The sequence below is a fragment of the Sinorhizobium sojae CCBAU 05684 genome, assembly GCF_002288525.1.
GTDB classification, from domain to species: domain Bacteria; phylum Pseudomonadota; class Alphaproteobacteria; order Rhizobiales; family Rhizobiaceae; genus Sinorhizobium; species Sinorhizobium sojae.
On record NZ_CP023068.1, the window covers coordinates 798242 to 817371 of the forward strand.

Annotated in this window: 20 protein-coding genes; 10 read left to right on the forward strand and 10 right to left on the reverse strand. The window is 61.3% G+C overall.

The features are described from left to right. Positions 1 to 11: 11 nt before the first annotated feature. The 8 genes from SJ05684_RS21310 to SJ05684_RS21345 all read left to right on the forward strand — a co-directional run bounded on the left by SJ05684_RS21310 (position 12) and on the right by SJ05684_RS21345 (position 8978). On the forward strand, positions 12 to 377 hold the full coding sequence (locus tag SJ05684_RS21310) for a hypothetical protein (RefSeq protein WP_034858121.1): 366 nt from the start codon (positions 12 to 14) through the stop codon (positions 375 to 377). Positions 378 to 397: 20 nt separating this feature from the next. Beyond that, positions 398 to 1588, forward strand: a complete 1191-nt coding sequence (locus SJ05684_RS21315) for an ABC transporter substrate-binding protein (RefSeq protein ID WP_244426704.1) — start codon at positions 398 to 400, stop codon at positions 1586 to 1588. 262 nt (positions 1589 to 1850) lie between these two features. After that, positions 1851 to 2480, forward strand: a complete 630-nt coding sequence (locus tag SJ05684_RS21320) for a response regulator transcription factor (protein WP_034858117.1) — start codon at positions 1851 to 1853, stop codon at positions 2478 to 2480. Between the two features lie 387 nt (positions 2481 to 2867). Further along, positions 2868 to 4058 (forward strand): aminotransferase class V-fold PLP-dependent enzyme, encoded by a 1191-nt coding sequence (locus SJ05684_RS21325; protein ID WP_034858116.1) that lies wholly within the window; start codon positions 2868 to 2870, stop codon positions 4056 to 4058. Between the two features lie 17 nt (positions 4059 to 4075). Further along, entirely contained in the window at positions 4076 to 5020 is a 945-nt protein-coding gene (locus tag SJ05684_RS21330; RefSeq protein WP_034858114.1) for an HpcH/HpaI aldolase/citrate lyase family protein, read from the forward strand. A 13-nt stretch (positions 5021 to 5033) separates the two neighbouring features. Continuing rightward, positions 5034 to 6218 (forward strand): malate--CoA ligase subunit beta, encoded by a 1185-nt coding sequence (locus SJ05684_RS21335; RefSeq protein WP_034858113.1) that lies wholly within the window; start codon positions 5034 to 5036, stop codon positions 6216 to 6218. A gap of 12 nt (positions 6219 to 6230) precedes the next feature. Beyond that, on the forward strand, positions 6231 to 7130 hold the full coding sequence (gene sucD, locus SJ05684_RS21340) for a succinate--CoA ligase subunit alpha (protein ID WP_034858111.1): 900 nt from the start codon (positions 6231 to 6233) through the stop codon (positions 7128 to 7130). 255 nt (positions 7131 to 7385) lie between these two features. After that, positions 7386 to 8978, forward strand: a complete 1593-nt coding sequence (locus SJ05684_RS21345) for a BCCT family transporter (RefSeq protein WP_034858110.1) — start codon at positions 7386 to 7388, stop codon at positions 8976 to 8978. A gap of 443 nt (positions 8979 to 9421) precedes the next feature. Here the strand turns inward: SJ05684_RS21345 and SJ05684_RS21350 are convergent, their stop codons facing one another. From SJ05684_RS21350 to SJ05684_RS30060, 10 genes are all read right to left on the reverse strand, one after another. Continuing rightward, positions 9422 to 10090 (reverse strand): L,D-transpeptidase, encoded by a 669-nt coding sequence (locus SJ05684_RS21350; RefSeq protein ID WP_034858100.1) that lies wholly within the window; start codon positions 10088 to 10090, stop codon positions 9422 to 9424. Positions 10091 to 10118: 28 nt separating this feature from the next. Next, complete coding sequence (locus SJ05684_RS21355) at positions 10119 to 11156, reverse strand: EscU/YscU/HrcU family type III secretion system export apparatus switch protein (RefSeq protein WP_034858097.1); 1038 nt, start codon at positions 11154 to 11156, stop codon at positions 10119 to 10121. Next, positions 11153 to 11950: a tetratricopeptide repeat protein gene (locus SJ05684_RS21360; RefSeq protein ID WP_085939139.1), complete on the reverse strand. Its 798-nt coding sequence runs from the start codon at positions 11948 to 11950 to the stop codon at positions 11153 to 11155. Before SJ05684_RS21360 ends, SJ05684_RS21355 begins: the two co-directional genes overlap by 4 nt. A 53-nt stretch (positions 11951 to 12003) precedes the next feature. Beyond that, entirely contained in the window at positions 12004 to 12447 is a 444-nt protein-coding gene (locus tag SJ05684_RS21365) for a hypothetical protein (RefSeq protein WP_034858092.1), read from the reverse strand. Continuing rightward, positions 12437 to 13780, reverse strand: a complete 1344-nt coding sequence (locus tag SJ05684_RS21370; protein WP_034858090.1) for a type II and III secretion system protein family protein — start codon at positions 13778 to 13780, stop codon at positions 12437 to 12439. Before SJ05684_RS21370 ends, SJ05684_RS21365 begins: the two co-directional genes overlap by 11 nt. A 70-nt stretch (positions 13781 to 13850) precedes the next feature. After that, on the reverse strand, positions 13851 to 15998 hold the full coding sequence (gene sctV, locus SJ05684_RS21375; protein WP_034858088.1) for a type III secretion system export apparatus subunit SctV: 2148 nt from the start codon (positions 15996 to 15998) through the stop codon (positions 13851 to 13853). Then, positions 15995 to 16330: a tetratricopeptide repeat protein gene (locus tag SJ05684_RS21380; protein WP_034858085.1), complete on the reverse strand. Its 336-nt coding sequence runs from the start codon at positions 16328 to 16330 to the stop codon at positions 15995 to 15997. Before SJ05684_RS21380 ends, sctV begins: the two co-directional genes overlap by 4 nt. Continuing rightward, entirely contained in the window at positions 16327 to 16707 is a 381-nt protein-coding gene (locus tag SJ05684_RS21385) for a hypothetical protein (protein WP_034858083.1), read from the reverse strand. Before SJ05684_RS21385 ends, SJ05684_RS21380 begins: the two co-directional genes overlap by 4 nt. Before the next feature lie 24 nt (positions 16708 to 16731). Then, on the reverse strand, positions 16732 to 17640 hold the full coding sequence (locus SJ05684_RS21390; RefSeq protein WP_034858081.1) for a SctD/MshK family protein: 909 nt from the start codon (positions 17638 to 17640) through the stop codon (positions 16732 to 16734). A 110-nt stretch (positions 17641 to 17750) separates the two neighbouring features. After that, the gene (locus SJ05684_RS30060; protein ID WP_015242601.1) at positions 17751 to 17912 is read right to left on the reverse strand and encodes a hypothetical protein; all 162 of its coding nucleotides are present in this window, start codon (positions 17910 to 17912) and stop codon (positions 17751 to 17753) included. 365 nt (positions 17913 to 18277) lie between these two features. Between SJ05684_RS30060 and SJ05684_RS21395 the strand changes: the two genes are divergently transcribed. Both SJ05684_RS21395 and SJ05684_RS21400 read left to right on the forward strand, forming a co-directional pair. After that, positions 18278 to 18931 carry a type III secretion protein gene (locus SJ05684_RS21395; RefSeq protein WP_034858079.1) on the forward strand — a complete coding sequence of 218 codons (654 nt, stop codon included), beginning with the start codon at positions 18278 to 18280 and terminating at the stop codon, positions 18929 to 18931. Then, positions 18928 to 19113: a hypothetical protein gene (locus SJ05684_RS21400; protein WP_034858078.1), complete on the forward strand. Its 186-nt coding sequence runs from the start codon at positions 18928 to 18930 to the stop codon at positions 19111 to 19113. Before SJ05684_RS21395 ends, SJ05684_RS21400 begins: the two co-directional genes overlap by 4 nt. The last annotated feature ends 17 nt before the right edge of the window (positions 19114 to 19130 follow it).

The window sequence follows — 19130 nt, forward strand, 5'->3', positions numbered from 1 at the left end:
AGGGGGATTCCATGATCAAGAGAATGTTCGCCGCTGCAATGATCGCGTTTTCAGCATCGGCCAGCCATGCCGCCGATCTCATCGTCGATTACGCGCCGGTCGCCAGGCAGTGCGATACGCTCGCCGCATCGTCGCTAACCGTCGGACAGGAGATTGCTTTCCTGAAAGGCGAAGTCGTGTCACGCATGGACCGCGCGATCGCGGTCGCCGACGACCCGCGCTGGATTGCTTCCACACGGCCGACATTCGTTTGGGCGTCCGAAACCAAGGTCGCCTGCGGCAAGGCCTATGGCTACTTGCAATCCGGCTGGCGCGACGGTGATTATCTCGCCAAATGCGATTGCTTCCACGCGAAGATGCTTCGCTTCATGAATTGAAGAGAGCCCGCTTGTCCTTCATGAACAGCATTCATCCTGTCCCGAGGGGGCGTGCACGCCACTATGCGGGGAGGGCGCTTGGCGTCCTGTTGCTTGGCCTCGTGGCGAGCTGCCAGGGCGCTAGCCAGGATGCCATGAGCGTCGAGCCGCCGCAGGCGGCGCAGGCGAGGCGAGCGGCCCTGAGCAAGCCGAGAGCTCAGGAAACGTTCGGCTCCGGTCCGGTTCGGGTCGGTCTGATCACAGCCCTTCTGGCCTCCGCCGGCGAAAGTCAGCGTGAACGGGACATCCGGGACGGTGCGGTGCTTGCCGTGGACGAGCTCGGCAGCGGGCAATTGTCCCTGCAAATAGAGAATACCGATGGCTCGTCTGAGCAGATCCAGGAGGCGGCAAAGAGGCTTTCGGATCAGGGGGTCAGGCTTGTCGCCGTGTCGGCCGACGTGCGGACGACCGTGGCTCGCGAAGGAGTGCGTGCAAAAGACGTCCCCATCCTGGTTCTCGGCAGCACGTCGTCGCAGCCCGGGGAGGGAGGATTCTCCTTCATTTCGGACCGTATCGACAGCGCGGTTGAGGGCGCGTCTTACGCGGCAGCCTCCGGCCGCAAGCGCTTCATTCTTCTGGCGCCTGCGGATATGACCGCTGCGGAACGGCACCGGCTCGACCGCGGCCTTGCCGGCTACGGCATCAAGCCCGTGTTGACGGCAGGTGCGGCCTCGGTCCCCGGAGATGCAAGTGCCAGAGCCAAGCTCAAAGACATCGACGCGGTTGTAAGCATCGGCGCCGGGGAAGCCGAGGTGGGGTCCCTTTCGGCGCTTCGGGCGAATGGTCATCTGGCGGCGAACGCCATCGTCGTCGGAAGTTCACAGTGGACGCCCGCTTCCTACCGGCTGCCGGAACTCGCGCGGAGCCACCTTTGCCTCTTCGGGCCGGAAAACGGATCGCGGATGACCGCAAGTTTTCGCCAGCGCTACGAGCGGGCAGCCAATCTGGATGCGGCTTACGGCTTTGACATCGTCGCGCTCGCGGCCGGCCTCGTGCGTACGCAAGGGGAGAGCGGCATCAACAGACAGGCCCTCTTGTCGCCGAACGGCTTTCTTGGTGCCGCGGCGGCATTCCGTTTCGAGAAGGACGGATCGGTTCGCCGAACCTGCGCCATCTATCAGCTTGTCGATGGAACGCTGAGCCTGGCGGATCCGGCACCGCGTTCCTTCTGACCGCTCCTGAACCAGGTACATTCAAGCGTCTCTGAGAGGTGTTGCAGCGAGCTTGGCATCGCCGCGGGAGCGAGAGCATTGGCCGGCCTTCCTCGGCTTCCAACCTTCACCGAGCGTGGACAGACGTTTCACGATTACGGCTTGAAGAGAGGTTTTAGGACACGTTTCGTCGCTCGACGGTGAAATCTGCGCGATTTCTGATGCTAGTGTTGCGGCCATCGCGGGATGGGTGCGTGTCACGGCATAGGACGCAGGGAGGCACATGTCGCAGGTTGGTGGAGGCCGGGTTTTAATCGCTGAGCGAAACCCTCTGGTGATTGCCGCCCTTCGGGGGCTTTTTTCGGAAAGTACTAACTTTACGGTCGTCGAGACGGCCCGTTCATCGGCCGAGCTCTGCAGCAAACTCGCCTTTGTGGAGGCGGACTGCGTTCTGCTCGGCTGGCAACTCGACGATGCCGAGGCACCCGAGGTGTTGGCCGATCTCGGCCGGCTGGGGATCGAGCCGAGGATCGTTCTCTTTGCCGATACCGACGCCCCTTCCATCGTCAGCGAGGCGATCCGGCTCGGCGTCAACGGCCTCTGCTATCAGTTCGAAGACCCCGAAATCCTCTTTGCGACGCTGACCGCCGTGATGAAGGGCCGGATCTGCATTCCCTATACGGTGCTCTCCAAGATCCCGAACAGGCCGTTCCAACAACTCACCTCTCGCGAAACCGAGCTGCTCGGCATGTTGGCCAATGGCTGGACCAATGTTCAAATCGCCACGCGAACAGGCATTTCCGAGAATACGGTGAAGTACCACCTCAAGAATCTGTACGACAAGCTTGAAGTCCGCAATCGCGCCATGGCCGTTGCGCTCTACACGAAGGAGCGCCGGCGCAACGCGGGCTGATGCCAGTGCATTGGCCCGAAAAATCGTGCCGATGTTCGGAATGCTCGATGCGCAGATTCAAGGAGTTACAGCGATCTTTGCGCGTCTGAAAAGACGCGCGGCGTAGCAGCGGTCGTTTCGGACCGATTTGCGGCCGACCATCACGCCACCTGGTGCGCTAGTTCACGACACGCGTTCGCTACCGCCGAATCTGCCGCAGCCAAATGACACCCACGGGTAGTCATTCCCTACCCAAGCCTTTCCATTGACCACCCGTCCGGGCGCTTCTGTGCTGCCCGTCCGGCATTCTTTTCTGCCTGAGCGAGTGTTGTGCCGAAACGGCCCGAACGGCAGGTTTGGCGTCGGCACCAGTCCGCACCCGTGGACGCCGCAGGTATCGGAGGAATCATGACAGGCTACAATCATCTCTTCATTCCAGGCCCGACCAACATTCCCGAACAGGTTCGCCAGGCGATGAACCTGCCGATGGAGGACATGCGCTCCCCGCGGTATCCGGAGCTGACACTGCCGCTCTTCGCCGACGTCAAGAAGGTCTTCAAGAACGAGAACGGCCGCGTCTTCATCTATCCCTCTTCGGGAACCGGCGCCTGGGAAGCGGCGATGACCAATGTGCTCTCGCCCGGCGATCGCGTGCTGATGAGCCGCTTCGGCCAGTTTTCGCATCTCTGGGTCGATATGGCTGAACGCCTGGGCTTCGAGGTCGATTGCCTCGATATGGAATGGGGCACGGGCGTGCCGGTCGAGCTCTATGCGGAGCGGCTTTCTGCCGACAAGGCGCATAGCATCAAGGCCGTCTTCGTGACCCATAACGAAACCGCGACCGGCGTCACCTCGGATGTCGCCGCCGTCCGGGCGGCCCTCGACGCCTGCAACCATCCGGCCCTGCTCTTCGTCGACGGTGTCTCCTCCATCGGCTCCATCGATTTCCGGCAGGACGAATGGGGGGTCGACTGCGCCGTCTCCGGCTCGCAAAAGGGCTTCATGCTGCCCGCGGGCCTCGGCTTTCTTTCCGTCAGTCAAAAGGCGCTCGAAGCGGCGAAGACGGCGCGTCACATGCGCTGCTACTTCTCCTTCGACGACATGATCAAGACCAATGACACGGGCTATTTCCCGTATACGCCGCCGACGCAGCTGTTGCGCGGTTTGCGCGCCGCGCTCGACCTGATCTTCGAGGAAGGTCTCGAAAACATCTTCGCACGCCACCACCACCTTGCGAACGGCGTCCGCGCCGCCGTCTCCGCCTGGGGCCTCAAACTCTGCGCGACCGAACCGAAGTGGCATTCCGATACGGTGTCGGCGATCCGGGTGCCGGAAGGCGTCGATGGCGCCGAAGTCATCCGCCATGCTTACCGCACCTACAACACCTCGCTCGGCAGCGGACTCAGCAAGGTGGCCGGCAAGGTCTTCCGCATCGGCCATCTCGGTTCGCTGAACGAAGTCATGGTTCTCGGCGCGCTTTCGGCCGCCGAGCTCACACTGCTCGATTGCGGCGTGAAAATCGAGCCGGGTTCCGGCGTGGGCGCGGCTATCAGCCAGTTCCGCTCCGCCGCGGCGGCGTCGACCGCGAAAGCGGCTTGAAAAGAGGGGAGGATTTCATGAGCCATACGATCAATCATCTTCGTCGGCTGCGCCTGCAGCGCAGTGAACTTGCCGTGCCGGGCTCCAATCCCGAAATGATCGAGAAGGCTGCCAATTCGGACGCCGACTACATCTTTCTCGACATCGAGGATGCCGTGGCGCCGCCGGATAAGGAACGCGCCCGCGCAAATATCGTGGCGGCGCTCAACCAAATCGACTGGCGCGGCCGCGGCAAAACCATTTCGGTCCGTATCAATGGCCTGGACACGCACTACATGTACCGCGACGTCGTCGACCTGATGGAACAGGCGGGCGACCGGATCGACACATTGCTGGTGCCGAAGGTCGGCGTTCCGGCCGATCTGTATATGGTCGAGGCGATGGTCAATCAGATCGAGATCGCCAAGGGTTACGAGACCCGCGTCGGTCTTGAGGCGCTGATCGAGACGGCGCTCGGCATGGCCAATGTCGAGGCCATCGCCTCCTATGGCGGCCGGCTGGAAGCGCTGCACTTCGGCGTCGCCGACTATGCGGCGAGCTTGAAGGCCCGCACCGTCAACATCGGCGGCCTCAACCCCGACTATCCCGGCGATCAATGGCATTTCGGCCTGTCGCGGATGACGGTTGCCTGCCGCGCCTACGGTCTGCGCGCAATCGACGGTCCCTTCGGCGATTTCTCGGATCCCAAGGGCTACAGGGCTGCGGCACGCCGCGCCGCTGCCCTCGGCATCGAAGGCAAGTGGGCGATCCATCCGAGCCAAATCGCTCTCGCCAACGATATCTTTTCGCCGCCGGAAAAGGAGGTCGACCGCGCCCGTCGGATCATCGAAGCGCTGAAGCTCGCCGAGAGCCAGGGCAAGGGTGCTGCCTCGCTCGACGGCAAGATGATCGACGCTGCTTCGGAACGCATGGCGCGCAACGTGCTCGCCACCCATGACGCAATCACAGCCGGCGGCCGCTAAAGGAGGGAACCCCATGGACATTCATGAATACCAGGCCAAGGAACTGCTCTCCCGTTACCACATCAATATTCCGCGCGGTGGCCTCGCCTATAGTCCCGAGCAGGCGGCCTATCGCGCCCGGGAGATCGGCGGTGACCGATGGGTGGTCAAGGCGCAGATCCATTCCGGGGCGCGCGGCAAGGCAGGCGGCATCAAGTTCTGCTCGTCCGATCACGAGATCGTCGAGGCCGCCGACTCCATGCTGGGCCGCACGCTCGTGACGCACCAGACCGGATCGCAGGGAAAACTGGTGAGCCGCCTTTATGTCGAGGAGGCGACGGACATCGAGCGCGAGATCTATCTCGGTTTCGTGCTCGACCGCAAATCCGAGCGCATCATGATCGTTGCCTCGTCCTCAGGCGGAATGGAGATCGAGGAGATCGCCGAAGCCGAGCCGGACTCGATCATCCGCGCGACCGTCGATCCAGGCGTCGGCATGCAGGAGTTTCAGGCCCGCGAAATCGCATTCGGCCTCGGAATCGACAATGCCCTGATCGGCCGCGCCACCCAGACCCTGCTCGGCTGCTACCGCGCCTTCGTCGACTATGATGCCTCGATGCTGGAGATCAACCCGCTGGTGGTGACCCGCGGGGGTGACCTCGTGGCCCTCGACGCCAAGATGAGCTTCGACGAAAACGCGCTCTTCCGCCGGCCCCAGATCGCGGAAATGCGCGACAAGAGCCAGGAGGATCCGCGCGAGACATACGCATCCGATCGCGGCCTCTCCTATGTCGGCCTCGACGGCAATATCGGCTGCATCATCAATGGTGCGGGCTTGGCCATGGCCACCATGGACATGATCAAGATCGCCGGCGGCGAGCCCGCGAACTTCCTCGACATCGGCGGCGGCGCCTCGCCCGAGCGTGTGGCAAAATCCTTCCGCGCGGTGCTGCGCGACAAGAACGTCGAAACCATCCTCGTCAACATCTTCGCCGGCATCAACCGCTGCGACTGGGTGGCCGAAGGCGTGATCAAGGCCTTGAAGGAAGTGGGCGTGCCGGTTCCGCTCGTCGTCCGCCTCTCCGGCACCAATATGGAAGAGGGCCGACGCATCCTCGCCGAATCCGGCGAAAACATCATCGTCGCAGAAACGTTGGCTGAAGCTGCCGAGAAGGCCGTCGCCGCATGGCGTGCGTTCACCGCCGGCAAGGCTGCTTGAGGAGGCTGAAACATGTCCATTCTACTCGACAAAGACACACGCGTCATCGTCCAGGGCTTCACCGGCAAGATCGGCAGCTTCCACGCCGAGGACATGAAGCGCTACGGCACCAACGTGGTCGGCGGCGTCACACCCGGCAAGGGCGGCCAGAGCCATCTCGGTATGCCGGTATTCAACACGGTGAAGGGCGCCGTGCAGGAAACCGGTGCCGATGCCTCGATCATCTTCGTGCCGCCGCCCTTTGCGGCCGACTCGATCATGGAAGCGGCCGACGCCGGAATCCGGCTCTGCGTCTGCATCACCGACGGCATCCCCTCCCAGGATATGATCAGGGTCAAGCGATACATGCGGCGCTACCGCTTCGAGGATCGCATGACGCTCATCGGGCCGAACTGCGCAGGTATGATCACGCCTGGTGAGGCGATGATGGGAATCATGCCCGGCTCGATCTATCTGCCCGGCCGCGTCGGCATCGTCGGCCGCTCGGGTACGCTCGGATACGAGGCCGCAAGCCAGATGAAGGCGCGCGGCATCGGCGTGTCGACCTCGGTCGGGATCGGCGGAGACCCCGTCAACGGCTCGTCCTTCAAGGACATGCTGCAACTGTTCGAACAGGACCCCAACACCGATGCGGTTCTGATGATCGGCGAGATCGGCGGACCACAGGAAGCGGAGGCCGCGCTCTGGGCGCGTGACAACATGAAGAAGCCGCTGATCGCCTATATCGCAGGGCTTTCGGCCCCGAAGGGCCGTCGCATGGGCCACGCCGGCGCCATCATATCCGCGTTCGGCGAATCGGCGCAGGAAAAGGTCGAGATCCTGAAGAGCGCTGGCGTCACCATCGTGCCGACCCCGTCTTCATTCGGCGAAACGGTGGCGGATGTGATGGCGGCCATGACAAAGGCTGCCTGATTGGAAGACTCCCGCTTGCCGGTGACCGGTCCCTGACCGGGAGAAATGGAGCGCGCCACTCTCGTGCGCTTCGACAGGGGCGATCACCGGCGGCGGGCTCGACTTCAAAGCTGATAAGACTCCCGCTGGATTGACGGATGTCAAAAACGTCTTGCTTTTGCCGCATCTCGAGCCGCGATCCACGGGACCGGATCTTATGGATGGCGAACCCACCAGCGGCACTGGCGCTCTGGAGGTTACTTGGGAGGAGCAAAAATGGAGCCATCACGACCTAGGCAGTTCGATCCGGCCGTATTCTGGCCGGCCATGTTCATCATTCTCGGATTTGTCGGATGGGGAACCGCATTTCCTGAAAGCCTGTCTTCGGTCGCCAAGGTGGCTCTTGATGCGATCATCGCCCATTTTGGCTGGGGCTTCGTCGTCTCTTCCGCCGGCTTCCTGGTTTTCGCTCTGTTTCTGGCCGTGAGTCGCTTCGGCAAGATCCGGCTTGGACAGGATGAAGAGCGCCCGGAATTCCGCACGGCCTCTTGGATCTGCATGATGTTTAGCGTCGGCATGGGCATCGGCCTGATGTTCTGGGGCGTCGCGGAGCCAATCTACCACTTTGCAGATCCGCCCCACGGGCAGGCCGAGCCGAGGACACTCGAAGCGGCGCTTGTTACGATGAAGTATTCATATTTCCATTGGGCACTTCACCCTTGGGCCATCTATGCGGTGGTTGGCCTTGCCATCGCCTATTTCACCTTCCGCAAGGGGAAGCCGAACCTGATTTCCGCCGCCTTCACGCCGATTCTCGGTGAGGCCGCGAGCGGGCCGATCGGCAAGGCTATCGACGTGCTCGCCGTCATTGCAACACTGTTCGGGACTGCGACGTCGCTCGGCCTCGGCGCCCAGCAGATCAACAGCGGTATGAACTTCCTCTGGGGCACGGGCGTTTCCAACGCCATCGCCCTGACGATCATCGGCGTCATGACGGTGCTGTTCATACTCTCGGCAGTGTCTGGGGTGGGCAAAGGAATCCAGTTCCTTTCCAACATGAACATGATCATCGCAATGCTCCTGCTGGCATTCCTGGTGTGCATCGGCCCAACGATCTTCATGTTCAACACGTTCACGGAGTCGCTAGGCTTCTATCTGAGCGACCTCGTGTCCATGTCGTTGCGCACGGCCGCCTTCAGCGACGGCAAGTGGCTCGGCAGTTGGACCATTTTCTATTGGGCCTGGTGGATATCCTGGGCGCCCTTCGTCGGCGTGTTCATCGCGCGGATCTCGCGCGGTCGCACGATCAAGGAGTTCGTGACCGGCGTGCTCCTGATCCCGAGCGGCGTCACCTTCATCTGGTTCACGATCATGGGCGGCACGGCACTTCATTCAGAACTTTTCGGCGCAGGTGGGATCGTCGAGGCCGTCACCAATGAGGGCGCGGCAGTCTCGCTCTTCACCCTTCTGGCACAGTATCCATTTTCCTGGATAACGTCGTTGATGGCCATTTTCCTGGTCGCCATCTTCTTCATCTCGGGCGCCGATGCGGGCGCGGTCGTGATGGGCATGCTGTCGTCACGCGGCGTACTGCAACCGAAACCTGGTATTGTGGTGCTTTGGGGCGTGCTTGCCGGTGCCTCGGCCGCCGTGCTTCTCGTTATGGGTGGGCTTCAGGGCCTCCAGACCGCCTCGATTATCGCGGCCGCACCGTTCCTGTTGGTGATGGTCGGGCTTTGCATTTCGCTATGGCATTCCCTTCTCGACGAACTCGAAGAGGGAGGGGAGCGGCGGATTGCGACTGCGCCCGCGACGCCGGTCACGGAAACTGTCGAAGTTTCCGAACTGGCACCTGAGGCAGTGTCGTGATCTGATCACGCTCAACTGCGCGGCTGGCCCCAGGACCTGCCGCGCGGATTTCCGACGCGCTGACTTTCCTATCGGGCCGCTGCAGCGCCTTACCTCGCTTGCCGCGTTCGAGGTGCCAATCAGGTCGGATGATAATTGGCAGACGGGTCTGAAGCCGGTGCTGCCCCGCAACGGCAACAAGGGATCAAACGCCATGGCCTGCCGGGCCGGGAAGGAGTCGAGAGCGTCCGACCGGACGGTTCCGAATCCCTGAATCCGGTCTGGAGCCTACACTCGACCGATCGTGGGTGGCGGTCGAGGACGCGGCCTGATCATGGCCGCGCCCCTTGTCGGAGCATGGGCAGGTTCTTCCGGCTGGGCGCGCCCGCCTGCCTGTTCAACGATGCAGCGGGCTTCCGAGCGGCGCCCGAGATCTTGTCCCTTGTGACGAAGGCCTCAATATTTTAGAGGACAACCACTTTCGTCCCAATCTTCACCCTTTCATAGAGGTCGACGACGTCCTCATTCGTCATTCGGAAACAGCCCGACGATGAGGAGCGCCCGACGCTTGTGGGATCATTCGAACCATGAATGCGGTAGAGGGTGTTGCCTAAATAGAGGGCCCGCGCGCCGAGCGGATTGTCGAGCCCGCCCACCATATGAGCAGGCAAGTCCGGTCTTCGGGCGCGCATTTCGGACGACGGACGCCAATCCGGCCACGGGCGCTTGGCAGTCACCATCTCGGTTCCGCGCCAGCCATAACCTTCTCGTCCGACGCCCACGCTGTAACGAATGGCCGTTCCTCCTGGCTCAATGTAGTAAAGAGCATATTGCGTCGTATCGATGATCACCGTGCCGGGAGCTTCCGCGGTCCTATAAGCCACCCGATGCCTTGGTAGAAAGGCGCTTGTCTCGCCGTAATGACGCTTTTCGCGGTATTGCCGCGGCGGGTAGGCGGGTGGCGACATCAGAAATTCGATATAGCCGTCGTCGATCCAGACCCGTTTGCTGTTCTTGTCCAGCAATGGCGGCGAAGGCTGCTCCGCGTATGCCAGGCCGGCTACCCCCAATGCAAGTGCCGTGATGAACAGCGGCTCTATGGCGCGCCTCGGCAGTCTTCTCAAATCGGACAAATGAAGCTCTCCATCGACGTTGAAACGGTCAAATCAAACCATTGGCTACCAGGGCATTTGCTACCTGCTGAAAAAGCCGGTCTGGAACCGGTGCCCCGATGGGCGTCATTTCGAGTTCGGCGGCGAGTACCGCATCGACCATCAACGGAATTCCTTTCTCCCTCGCCTGATCTCGCATGGCTGACCCGGCGGCGCCGGCGGCACGGCAGACGATGAGTGGAACAGGTGTTTCGCCGCGGACATACCGGACACCGACCGCTCCCGATTGGGCGTCGCCGATCAGCAGCACGGCATTGGAAAGACCGGTCTTGCTCATGCCGATCAGGCCCGCGAGTTTGCGGCGCTCCTGCCTTACGAGCGGATCGCCTTCCGTATCCTTGTGCTCGCGTTTGCTCTCGGACTTCGTCATGCGCATCTCGCGCATGAATAACCAGCGTTGCAGAAAGACATCGAAGGTGCCCATGACGATGAAGGCGGCGATTGCGATAAAGGCCGTGGTCTTGAGCATGGAGAGGGAGAGTGCATGCAGGCACATGAAGCCGCATGTAGGCGCCTGGAACAAGGCCTTCAGCCCCGCATAGAAGACCGCGGAAAAGGCAATCGAAAGAGCCAGGATCTTGAACAGCGCCTTGCCGAATTCGACGACGCTTTTCAGCGACGTCAGGCGCTTCAGGCCTGTCGCCGGATTGATGCGGTTGAAATCCGGTTCGACCGGTTTCGCCGAGAACACAAAGCCTCTCGTGATCGCGACATTGGTCGCGAGGATCGCGACGATGGTTATTCCGAGGATGGGCAGCACTGTTGTCCAGAGCACATCGGCCGCGACCGTGCTCAGCCGGTACCAGACATCCGCGAACGGGCGCTCGTAGATATGCGACGCCTCGTTCAGCAGGATATCGATCTTCAGCTGCAGACGCGGAGCGACATAGAAGAGATATAGCGTGCAGAAGAGGACGACGATGCCGGAGACCATGTCGGGACTGTGAAGCACCTGCCCTTTCTTGCGGGCATCCCGGATCTTCTTCTCGGAGGCCGGAAGGGATTTCTCTTCGCTCGTCTCGCTCATGTAACGCGGTCATCCTTGAGCGAGGACAAGAGCCCTATCTCCTGGGCGCGCTTGGCCGGATCCGATATGGATCGCAATTTCGAAGCCTTCGCCAGAACCTGGCTCTTCTCCTTGGCCGACATTTCGGGCACGTCGAAGGCACGCGCCTTCTCGCTTTCGCCGGCCATTGCGAGCACGACCAGATAATTGACGAAGTGGCGCCTTTGCGCGAGCGGTGATCCGACGACGTTGCTCATATGTGTCGCCGCTTGAGCCAGATCGTTTGAGAGTGCTTCGGCAAGTGCGAGATTGGTGGCGGTGTCCAGATTGGCAGGTTGCAGCGACAGGGCTTTCGAGAAGGCTTCTTTCGCCGCAGCGCCGTCGCCGCTGAAGACGAGGGCGGTGCCCAACCGGTTATAGGCGACGACGGAGTTCAGCGCCTGTGCGGCCGGGGCCAGAGTCCGCGCGGCAGACTGAGCTTCGCCCTTGCGCAATTGCGCGGTACCGAGTCCGAGCAGCGCCTCAGCGTCCTGTGGATTGATCTGCAGGGCCGTGCGGAAAGCCTCTTCCGCACCTTCCAGATCGCCAGCCTTCAGGCGCGCATTGCCGATGCGGACGCGAAGGGCAACGTCGCTCGGCGCGTTTTCAGCGGCGCGCTCGTACAGCGCGATCGCCGTCGCACTTTCCCCTCGGGCTTCGATACTCTCCGCAATGCTGAGCAGCTTCTTCTGCTCGCTCGTCGGTTTATCCTTCTCTTTCTCGGCAGACGTCGTCGTGCATGAGGCGAGTGCGAGCGATGCAAGAAGAGCGGCCATGATCGTCCTGTTGCCAGCCACATGCCAACGCAATTTCCGAAACGAAGGTACCGTCATTCGTCACCCGTATTGTTTGTCGAGGCGCGACGCCTGCGGCCCTCCTCGCTATATCCGTCGAGATAGTTCTTCGCGGCGCGTGCCACCGGAGCGGCCATCGCCGGGCCCATCTCGCGGCCCCGAATGAGTTGTCGCTGGTCCTGCACCATGAACTGCAGATTGAGGTTGTTGGCGCAGCCGGGAGGCAGATAGAGTGGCTGGTCGGCCGTGTCGGGGGTGATGCACGCGTCGGGCACCAGCACATGGCTCTCCAACTCATCATAGCCCTTGCGCACGATGCCTGCCTTCGTCGGTGCTCCGCGCATCGAAATATAGCGGTAGTTGGGAGAATAGGGCTGTGGATGTGAGCCAGTGCAGGCGTTCGCGCTGAGCGATAGGGCGATTACCAGCAATAGACGGACGATCGCCGCTCGGTTCCCTCCTATACGATCATTCCACATAGAAGCCGTATCCTTTGTTGATGACGGGCCTGGTTTTTGTGGGCGGCGAGGTAATGGCGCCGGAGGGGCCGTCCAGCGGCGTTTTCATCTTTCGCTCGGAGATTGGTGAGACCAGATACGGCGTGATGAGGATAACCAGTTCCGTCTCGTTGCGCTGGAAACGCTTGGACTTGAACAGTTCGCCGAGGATTGGGACGTCGCCGACGACAGGGGTTTTGTTCAGCGTCTGCGATTCCTGCCGCTGGAACAGACCGGCAATCGCGAAGGTCTGGCCGCTGCCGACCTCGACCGTCGTGTCCGCGCGGCGGATTCGCAAGGACGGCACCACCAGCCCGCCGATCGAAACCACACTGTCCTGGGAAACGCTGCTGACCTCCGGGCGAACCTGGAGTGCGATCCGGTTGTTCGGCAGCAGCGTCGGCGTGAACTGGAGAGAGACGCCGAACTGCTTGTACTCTATCCCGATCTGGTCGTCCCCGACTGGCACCGGCACCGGAATTTCACCGCCGGCGAGGAAGCTGGCGGTCTGGCCGGTGACCGCCGTGATGTTCGGCTCCGCCAGAATTGTCAGGATGCCGTTCGCCTGGAGCGCGTCGAGCAGAACGTTGACGTTCACATGATCGCCCCTGGCGCCGATCGCAATGCCGGTGTCGTCCTCGTTGCTGGCGCCGCCGGTCCGGACGATGCCGAAGGAGAACGATCCGCTGTTGACGAAGACACTCCAATCGATGCCGAAGCGCGTCAACTCGTTGCGGGCGACTTCCGCAAAGCGGACGCGAATATTGACCTGATTGGTCCCGGCGATCGTCGTGTTGTTGAGCGCAGGCTTGTCCGGGGTAGAGTAGCTCTCGAGGACATTTTCCATGTCCATCGCTTCGCCGACATTTCGGGTTTGCCCCGTGCCGACATATTGACCGCCGAATAGGCTTATATCGACCTTGGTCGTCGGCTGCAGCGCGAGTGCAGATTGCTCCGCAGCGCGCGGATTTCCGCTGACGCGGACCTGCACGGTGCCGCGGGTGCTTTGGTCGGCGCTAAGCGCGATCAGATTGGTGTCGCCGATCTTCGTTGCATAGATATAGACCACACCCGGCGAGACGACGCGCACATCGGCGATTGCAGTATCGGCGAGGAAGACCGACTCGACCGGTTCGTCAAAGCGGAGGATTTGTCCCTCCCCAACGGTGAGTTCTAGCACCTGACCATTGATGGCGTCGACCTTCACCTGCGCGTTCGCCGGCGGCACGAGAGAGCCGGTCGAAAGCATCAATATCAGGATGAGTGAAATTAGCTTCCCGGGGGCAATCACGCGAAGACTTCGCAAGCTTAGCATTCCATGTCCTATTCGTTCCCTCGCTGCGCGCAGCCAACTCAACTGTGTCTCCTGACGGTCCCCTGTGGAGTCATGCGCTCGTGCCTGCGAGGTCCCCCGCTCCGGTCACCGGGAGCGCGATATAGCCAAGGCACTGGATGCTGAATTCCGAGGAGATTTCCTGGTAGGAAAGGACCGCCACGTTTACATCGTGGCGTGCCAGAAGGCTTCGGACGTGCCGCCGAATGTCGATCGATGTCAGAATGGCGATGCGAACAGGGGTATCCGCGTTTTCCTGCCGCTTTTTTAGTGCCTCAAGGATCGGCGCCGCAAGCCGCTCCGGAACGCCACCAGCCGGCCCGGCATTCTTCTCGACCGCCGCTCTCAGTTCGTCCTCCAGGGGCCGCGTCAAGAGATAGGCGGATATGATCCTGTTGTTATCGGCGAGACGGAAGCAGATTTGCCGTCCGAGGCTTACCCGCACGCTGTCGGTCAGGGCCAGCGCTCCCTGTATTTGCGCGCCGCGCTCGGCAACGGTCCGGAGAATGATACGCATATTGGTGATCGGAACATCCTCTTCGATCAACCTGCGCAGGACATCGGCAAGCTTCTGCGCTGAAACCGCCTCCAGAACCTCGCGGATCAAATCGCCATGGGACTCTTCCAATCGGCCGAGCATGGCACGCACCTCCTGTGCGTCGATGAACTCCGGCGCATAGCGGCGCAGCACGCGTTCGAGGAGCGTGACGACGACATCGACCGTTTCGCAGTGGCCGACGCCGGCAGCAGCCAAAGCCGTCGCATGGGTTTTCTCGACCCAGACGAGCCTCAGCCCCAAAAGGTCCGGTTGCGTGATATAGGAGATCGCCATGATGTCGAGATCAACCGTTTCGTCCCAAACCATGACATGATCGAGCGGCAGCCCGGTATCGAGGACCGGAACGCCCTCGAAAGCGATGCGAAGCCCGGTGCGGTCCTGCCGAGGGTCTGTGAGCAGGCCGATCGCCGGAACACGAAGGCCGAGGTCGTCGAGGATCGCCGCCGCGGACGCCTCGGTCCGTTCGGCGAACAACGCAGGCGGAAGTACTCGGGCAAGTTCCTCTCCAAGCGAGACGGTCATCCTGTGCGCCACTCCGTCGAGCCTTTCGGAATTCACCGGTAGAGTTCCTGCGATATGTCCGGCGACGGGGCGGCCGGAGGATACCGGCCGGGGCGCATCGCGCGGTATCGATGCTGGCACTGCTGTATCCTCGTCGTCGCCTCGCCGGCGCGCGACGTATGCGAGGAGACCGGCCGCGGCGGCGAGAGACCAGAAGACGAGCAACGGAAAACCCGGAATCAGGCCGAATCCGACGAGGATGGCCGCCGCCAGAGCCAGTGCGCGATCGCTCGCACCGAGTTGACCGAGGATTTCCGAGCTCAAGTCCTGTGGGCGGCGACCGGACGGTACGCGCGTGACCACGGCGCCGGCGGCCACTGCCATCATCAATGCCGGTATCTGCGTTATCAGGCCGTCGCCGACGGTCAGCAGTGAATAGGTGTGCGCCGCTTCCCCGGCGGTCAGCCCGCGTTGCAAAGATCCGATCAACAGGCCTGCGATCAGGTTGATCGCGATGATGATCAAGCCTGCGACCGCATCTCCTTTGACGAACTTCATGGCGCCGTCCATGGCGCCGTAGAATTGACTCTCACGCTCGAGCTCATCGCGCTTTTGGCGGGCTTCCTGCTGGTCGATCTCGCCGCTGCGAGCTTCGTTGTCGATGCTCATCTGTTTGCCCGGCATGGCGTCGAGGGCAAAGCGCGCTCCAACCTCGGCGACGCGCTCGGCGCCCTTGGTGATCACCACGAACTGAGCGACGGTGATGATCAGGAAGACGATGAGACCGACGAGCACGTCACCGCCCACCACGAAGTCTCCAAAGGCTGAGACGATCTGACCCGCGTCGGCCTGGGTCAGGATAAGACGCGTTGTGGTGATCGAAAGGGAAAGCCGAAAAAGTGTCCCTATCAGAATGATCGATGGTAGCGACGAGAACTGCACGGGACGCGACACATAGAATGCGCCGATGAGGATCAACAGGCTGTAGAAGAAGTTGAAGCCGATCAGCGCATCTACCAGATAGGTCGGCATCGGGATGATCATCATCGTGATCGCGAGCATTACCAGTGCCGCAACCACGATGTCCGACCGTCGAGCGGCCGCTCTTGCGAAGTGATTGACAGCGGCGATCGCGCTCATGTCGTCACCCTGGCCTGGAGATGGTCCCTGAAAGCAGCACGCGCTTCATCTTCCCGTCCTCGCAGCCAATGTGCCTTGCTTCTCAAGCGCAAAAGATCGGGATCGGCCTCACCGGAAATTTCGTCGATGCGATCGATGGCAGCGATCGCGCGCGTCGGCGCGTCCGTAGCAATGAATGCTTCGGCCAAGGAGTGTAGTATCGAGACATCTCCCGGGGCCATTCTCGCCGCAAGCAGCAGGAAGACGAGGCCGCGCTCATGGTGTCCGCCCTGACAGTAGAGCGAACCCAGCGCATGAAGAAACTCGACACTGTCGGCACGTTGCTGCGTCAACTGCTTTGCGCCTGCAAGAGGCGGCGCTGAAGATCGCGCCTGCTTTCGATTTCCTCGTTCAGCATCGATGCCGTGAGCTTCGAGATTTCCTCATCGAGGTCCAGGCCGGGCAAGACTTCCCGGATGATATAGTTCAGTATCTCCTGGGAACGCGATAGATCGAAGAGGCCAGCACTCGAGAGTCTTGCCCGCTCCAAGGTCGCGCTCGCACGGGTGCCACTTGCCCGCGTCGTCTTCTGTCTCGCCTGGCGGACCGATTGCAGGAGCGTGGCGTCGAATGCCTGCGACTGCGCCTCAACACCCGCATCGGGCCGCACCGAAACCGCGCCCGTCTGAGCGCGGCTGCGATTGTCGTGTCGGCGGACCTCCAAGCTCATTCCGTCGTCCTCTTCCTCACGTTGTCAGAAGCGAAGCGTGAATTCTTCCCCCTGCCGCGCTGCTGTCAGGCTGCCGTCGCGAATATCCTTGATGTACCAGCCGTCCTCGAGCGCGGCGCCCTTGTAGAGACGTGTCCCGTCGACGCCGATCGCATAGGGCGTTTCGCCGAACCAAATGGCTTGCAGATTGAACCTCGGCGAGGTTTTCGGAACAGTCTCACTGACCTCGCTCGTGAGTACGTAGCGGTTGCCATAGGTCCGATCGAACCAGCTCTGGACACCGTTCCACGATTCGCGACCCTCTTCGTCGACTGCGCCGGAAACGGAGAACCGCGCGCCGTCCGCGTGCACCCGAAGATCGCGCAACCCAGCCTCCAGGAGCTTTGTCGCAAGGGTTGACGACACATCCTCGGGGGAGAGCGGGGAGGGAGGTACGGCCCCGGCCATCACAGTTTCCTGGTTGAAGCTCGGGATAGAAACGGATCTGTCGACGTCAGCCACGCCGGCCTGGACGGCGGCGATGGTGAGGAGCGAGAAGACCGCGACGCCGCCCACCATCCAGGTGGTGCGAGCGCGCCTTTGACTCTTGCTCGCGGACGGAACCGGCCCAGCCTCGGAAAGGCTAAGCCGCGCGCCGCCGAGCGAAACCGTCACGGGCATTTTTACCTGGAGACCATGACCCACGGGAACCGTCGTATTATCGACGGCGACTTCGGCTCCGATTGCCTCGATCATCACCTCGGAACCTGCAAACTGCAGACGCATATGGCGATCGCTTACGCCGTGGTCGCTCAACGTGAGGTCACAATCCGCGGCGGAACCGATCAAGTAAGAGCCCCTTGCCAAGGGCAAGGTGACGCCGCTGTGGACGCCTTTGAGAATATCCAGCGTCAAATCGGTAGCAGTGTTCCACAAGGCCAAACTGGATGCCATCGCTCACCTCGCCATTCTAGACAATGACCTCACGGCAGGGCGTGAACCCTATTCAAGTCTATGCACCGGAGATGAAAGGGGCGGCCGCAAGCCGCCCCTCCGCTTAGCGCTTAGCCGTTCGGACGCTGCTTCGCTGCGTCGAGGGCGACCTTCTTTTCGGTGGTGATCTTGGTGATTTCAGCAGACTTTTCGATAGCCTTGTCAAAAGCTTCCGTCATCGTCTTGATCGAATTATCCGAAGTTTGCGTACCGCCTACACCGGAAACTGCCATTGTCTTCTCCTTGATAATTCGGCCGGCCCCGAGCATTCCCGGACGCCGGCTGAGAGTTCTTATCGAGTCGACCGCCCCTGCATCGGGGCCCGCAATGGTTAAAGTTCCCGCGGGAAAATGACAATTTGCAAGGGTATCACATAATATTACAATATGTAATTCCTCGTGAAGACAGTGTCGAGATTGCGGCCAGAAATGTCATGTAATTGTAATGAAATCGAGATACCAGTATAAAGGTACTGTATTTCTCTAAGCGCTTGTTTAGCGCTCTGCGTTGCTGTCATTTTCGTCCAACTGAGAGTTGCGCGCCACAGATTACTGTTATAGCTTTCGCCCGCGTGATGCGGATAGTTGGAACGTCTCATATGAATAACTTCGTACTTGCGGGTGGCGTCTGTATGTTTGCTGTCGCTGTATTAGCGGTACCATCCCGGACCCTTGCCGGCGCTCCGCACTGGTACAGCAGCAGCTACAATTATGTCCTGATCAATCAAGATATTCGCGACGCACTCAAGGAGTTCGGGCGCAATCTCTCCATTCCGGTCGTCGTGTCCGACCGGATCCGGGGGCAGGTCCGGGGTGAAGTCCGTGCAGAAACGGCCAAGGGGTTCCTTGAAAAGCTGGCACAGGCCAACGGGCTGATCTGGTACTTCGACGGCTCGGTCTTGCACATCAATGCCAGCGACGAGTTCTCGACCCAGATCATCAATATTGGCAGAGCGGATGGCCGTTCGGTCGTAGACGAGATCGAGCGGCTGGAGCTCATGGACGATCGTTTCTCCCTTCGCAGCACCCCCAATGCTCCGGCGCTTCGCGTTTCCGGACCGCCTGCATTCATTGCGATGGTGAAGCAGGTCGTCGCATCGGTTCAGCCGCCTCCGAGAGCCCAGGTGGACGATCCACGCGTGCGGATCTTCCGCGGCGGTCAGCACAAGGAGGTAACGGACGACCTCGGCGAGAGTGGTCGTCAAACGGCCAATTTCCATACCAGCGACGCTCAGCAGGAGGGGAACAGATGACCGGATCGGTAGCCGCGACAGCACGGACACCCACTCAGACGCAGAATGTAGACCCAACACAGGCGAAATTCGAAGAAGCGCTACAGCAAGCGGTTGCGAGTGGCGGCAGCCAACTGATCGGACAGGAGATGATGAAGATCGCTCAGGAAGTCCTAAACGAAGCTTTGTCGGACGAGGAATAGTCGCTCTAGCAAACAGG